Source organism: Sphingopyxis sp. (genome assembly GCF_036402335.1).
Lineage (GTDB): Bacteria > Pseudomonadota > Alphaproteobacteria > Sphingomonadales > Sphingomonadaceae > Sphingopyxis.
Map to the genome: position 1 here is coordinate 1 of NZ_DASWTD010000399.1, position 4,097 is coordinate 4,097.

General features: G+C 68.3%; 4 protein-coding genes and 1 pseudogene. 1 reads left to right on the forward strand and 4 read right to left on the reverse strand.

Annotated elements, in window-relative coordinates; translation table 11 throughout:
* Nucleotides 1–1,353 (forward strand): SPOR domain-containing protein (locus tag VGD20_RS12860; RefSeq protein WP_331134827.1); only part of this gene is annotated, 1,353 nt, incomplete at its 5' end.
* Nucleotides 1,354–1,437: 84 nt separating this feature from the next.
* On the opposite strand, the gene VGD20_RS12865 is transcribed toward VGD20_RS12860, so the two are convergent.
* The 4 genes and pseudogenes from VGD20_RS12865 to pyrB all read right to left on the reverse strand — a co-directional run.
* The gene (locus VGD20_RS12865) at nt 1,438–1,995 is read right to left on the reverse strand and encodes a DUF4189 domain-containing protein (protein WP_331134828.1); all 558 of its coding nucleotides are present in this window, start codon (nt 1,993–1,995) and stop codon (nt 1,438–1,440) included.
* Nucleotides 1,996–2,147: 152 nt separating this feature from the next.
* The gene (locus VGD20_RS12870) at nt 2,148–2,531 is read right to left on the reverse strand and encodes a hypothetical protein (RefSeq protein WP_331134829.1); all 384 of its coding nucleotides are present in this window, start codon (nt 2,529–2,531) and stop codon (nt 2,148–2,150) included.
* 48 nt (nt 2,532–2,579) lie between these two features.
* Nucleotides 2,580–3,803 (reverse strand): dihydroorotase, encoded by a 1,224-nt coding sequence (locus tag VGD20_RS12875; protein ID WP_331134830.1) that lies wholly within the window; start codon nt 3,801–3,803, stop codon nt 2,580–2,582.
* Nucleotides 3,794–4,097 (reverse strand): annotated as a pseudogene (pyrB, locus tag VGD20_RS12880) (aspartate carbamoyltransferase catalytic subunit); the annotation flags it as partial. The gene VGD20_RS12875 and the pseudogene pyrB, both read right to left, overlap by 10 nt.

The following is a 4,097-nucleotide window of genomic DNA, read 5'->3' on the forward strand; positions in this document are numbered from 1 at the left end:
GTTTCGGGCCTTGTCCTCGGGGTCACGACCTCCGGGTGCAGCATGAACAAGATGGCCGAGGCGCCGTCGCGCGCCGCCGGCAAGCCCGCGGCCGCAGCCAAGTCCGCCGGCCAGGCGCGCGTTGCGCTCGAAGCCGGCAAGGTCAGCAAGGCTGTCGGCCTCGCCGAAGCCGCGGTCGCCGCGAGCCCGCGCGACGGAAGCTATCGCGCGCTGCTCGGCCAGGCCTATCTCAATGACGGCCGCTTCGCCTCTGCCACCTCGGCGCTGACCGAAGCGATGGAGCTCGGCACGACCGACAGCAACACGATCATCGCGCTGACGCTAGCGCAGATCGCGCAGGGCAAGAATGCCGAGGCGATCGCGCTGCTCCAGGAGCATCGCGACACGGTGCCGGCATCGGATATCGGGCTGGCGCTGGCGCTGGCGGGCGACAGCGAAGGCGCGATCTATGTGCTGAGCGAAGCCGCCCGCGCGCCCGAAGCCGGCGCGCGCACGCGCCAGAACCTGGCGCTCGCCTTTGCTCTCGCGGGTCGCTGGGCGCAGGCGCGCATCCTTGCGGCGCAGGATCTGTCGCCCGCGAAGCTCGAGGCGCGGATGACCGAATGGTCGAAGCTGGCCGAAACGCCGAACGCCCCGCTCCGCGTCGCCAGCCTGATCGGCACGACCGTGCAGCAGGACGCCGGCATGCCGGTGCGCCTCGCGCTCAATAATTTCAGCGAAACGCAGATGGCTTCGGCCGATGGTGCCGAGCTTGCCAGTGCCGATCCGGCGCCGGTGGAGGCCTATGCGCCGCCGCCGCCGGTTCTCGCCGACGCGGGCAGCGCGATTCGCAGCGTCGAATTGCCGATGCCCGAGCGGGGCGCCGACGGCGTCGTGCCGGTCACCGAACTGCCGCAGCCGAAGGCCGCGGGCGAGGTCATCATGGCCGACGCCGCACCCTATCGCGCCGCCCCGCGCGCGGCGGGCGATGGCATGCTGCGCCCGATGCAGCAGCAGGCACTCGAGCTCGCGACGAAGATCGTCCCCAAGGCGTTCGACAGCAAGAAGCCCAGCGGCTGGGCGGTGCAGCTCGGCGCGTACGACAGCCTCGGCATCGCCAAGGAAAAATGGAGCGGGCTGAAAAAACGCAACGGCACGCTCGCCAGTTTCCCGGCGTCGAGCCACGCCGCGACGGTGAAGGGCCGGACTTTCTACCGCTTGACGGTCAACGGTCTTGCGACGCGCGCCGACGCGACGAGCCTGTGCAACGAGTTGAAGGCGCAGGGTCAGACCTGCTTCATCCGCGCGATGGGCGGCAGCGAAAGCATCCAGTGGGCGTCGAAAGCCGGTCCGGTGCGGCTGGCCTCGCGCTAAAGCAATTTCTCCGGAACAAGGGGGAGGGGCGTGGCCGGGGGGCCGCGCCTCTTTTTGCTTTTGAGAGAGCGGCTGTTGCCACGCTCAGAAGCGGAAGAAATAGGGCATGCTTTCGAGCGTCTCGACCACCTTGCACTTCGCGCCGGTGCTCTTGCAGCTGTCCATCACCGAGCGTTTCGCGCCGCCGGGGGTCCCCGCGAAGCCCGCATAATATTGCCCCTCCTTGTCGCGCGCGATCGCGAAGTGGCCGTTCGCGCCCCACAGGCCGACGACACAGTCCCGGCCGCCGGCCTCGCGGCACGCCGTCATCGCATGGCGTTCGGCCTGTTCGCGGTTGTCGCCGCGCAGCGCGCCGTAGGAATAGCCGGGCTCGCCCGAAGCCGAGCGCCAGAAGGCGATCGCGGCGAAGCTGTTGACCATATAGCCGCCGACATAATCCTGCTTTTCTTCCTGGAAAGGGATGACCTGTCCCGGTGGCGTGGCGCCACTGCCACCGCCGTACATTTGTTGCAGCACCTGCGGCGGCGGCGCGTTGCAGGGCAGGCCCTGCGCGCAGGGGATACCCTGCACCGGCGTCATCTGCGCCGCGGCTGCCGGGGCGAGCAGGGCGGTGAGGAGAGCGGGAAGGGCAAGACGGCGCATCGGGTCAACCTCGCTGATTATCGATCCCCCGTGAGGAGGCTATCGAATTAAATCAGCGAGATAAAGCCCGTATCAGTGAATCCGCCATCCGCTCTTTTGTGTGTCGGGCGGGTCGGCACTTTGTCTCATCCCGTCCGGGAATATATCGGCGGCTATCCGGCTTTGAGGTAGACTTCGTGCCAGAGCGTCACGAGCCCGGCGTCGTCAAAGGTCAGGAGCAGCATGGCCTCGAAGCGTTCGATGCTGCCGTCGATACGGCGGACCGTCGCGGTCATCGCGAGGACGGTTGATGCTTCTTCGGTGACGGTCCGGTGCACAGCATAGTCGATGGCCGCAATGGTCGCGCGAAAGCCGTTGAGGAATTCGAGATAGTTGGCGTGCGTTGCGGGGTGGACGCGCCCGTTGGCGCAGACGGTGAAGGCGGGGGCGAATTTCTCGCCGATCGCGGTTTCGTCGAGCAGCGCGTCGTGCAGCAGATTACGCCTGTTCCAGTCGAGAAGGTCGCGGGCGAGCCGGTCGCTCTTCATATGTGACACAATCTGCTTCTTTCGTTCGGGGTTGGGGGGCGGCAGCCGGTGCGCAGTTCAGCGGATGCGCTGGCCGCCCTTCCACATCATCGTTGCGCGTCCCTGTACGGGCATGCCGTCGAAGGGAGTGTTGCCCGCCCAGGCGGCCATCTTCTTCGCATCGACCTGCCAGGGCACGCCTTCGTTGATGAGGATGAGGTCGGCTTCCTTGCCTACTGCGAGCTTGCCGGCGTCGACGCCGAGCAGGCAGGCGGGGGTGGCCGCGAGCAGGTCGAACAGCCGGCCCGGCGAAATATGGCCGTCGCGCACGAGGCCGAGGCCGAGCGCGAGCAGGGTTTCGGCGCCCGCCATGCCGGGCAAGGCCTCCGCGAAGGGAAGGCGCTTGTCCTCGGGGCCGCGCGGGTCGTGGCCCGAGGCGAGGACGTCGATCGTGCCGTCGGCGATCGCCGCGAGGCACGCGTGGCGATCGTCCTCCGAGCGGAGCGGCGGCGACAGGCGCGCGAAGGTGCGGAAATCGCCGATCGCGGTGTCGGAGAGCAGCAGATGCGCGGGGGTGATGCCGCAGAGGACGGGCAGCCCCTTGGCCTTCGCCGCGCGGATCAGGTCGAGCCCGCGCACGGTCGTGACCTGCCGGAAATGCACGGGCGCGCCGGTTTCCTCGACAAGCGCGAGGTCGCGCGCGATCGCCATCGCTTCGGCGATGGCGGGGGCGGAGGCGAGACCGAGGCGCGTCGCCATTTCGCCGTCGGTTGCGACCGCGCCGGTGGTGAGGCCTTCGTCCTCGGCATGGATGATCGTGACGAGCCCAAGCGACGCGGCGTAAGCAAGCACGCGGCGCATCACACCGCTGTCGGCGATGCGCGCGCGGCCGGTAGCGATGGCGCGCGCGCCTGCCTGTTTCATCAGGCCGATTTCGGCGAGTTCCTTGCCCGCGAGGCCCTTGGTCGCGGCGGCGAGCGGGTGGACCCAGAGGTCGGGCTTGCCACCCTTGGCGGCGCGTTCGACCAGCCCGGCGCCGTCGAGCGGGCCGTTGTCGGGCATCAGCGCCGCGCGCGTGATGCCGCCGAAGTGGAAGGCGGGCTTGTCGGTTGCGAAGACGCCGAGGTCGATAATTCCGGGGGCGAGCCACTGGCCTTTGGCGTCGACGGTCTCGGTGCCTTCGGGGATTTCGGTCGGGTCGATGGCGGCGATGCGGCCATCGACCACGAGCAGGCTGCCGTCGCGCGGCCTGTCGCCGTCGATAAGCTGCGCGTTGACGATGTGGAGCGGCTTCAGTTCCATCCCGCGACTCCCCGCTTGCGGCGCGTCAATATGTCGAGGCACGCCATGCGCACCGCGACCCCCATTTCGACCTGTTCGGTGATCGTCGAGCGTTCGGGATCGTCGGCGACATTGCTGTCGATTTCGACCCCGCGGTTCATCGGACCGGGGTGCATGACGATGGCATCGGGTTTCGCTTTTTCGAGGCGTTTCGGCGTGAGGCCGTAGAGCGCGTGATATTCGCGCGCCGACGGCAGGTAGGCGCCGTCCATGCGCTCGTTTTGCAGGCGTAGCATCATCACGACGTCGGCGTCC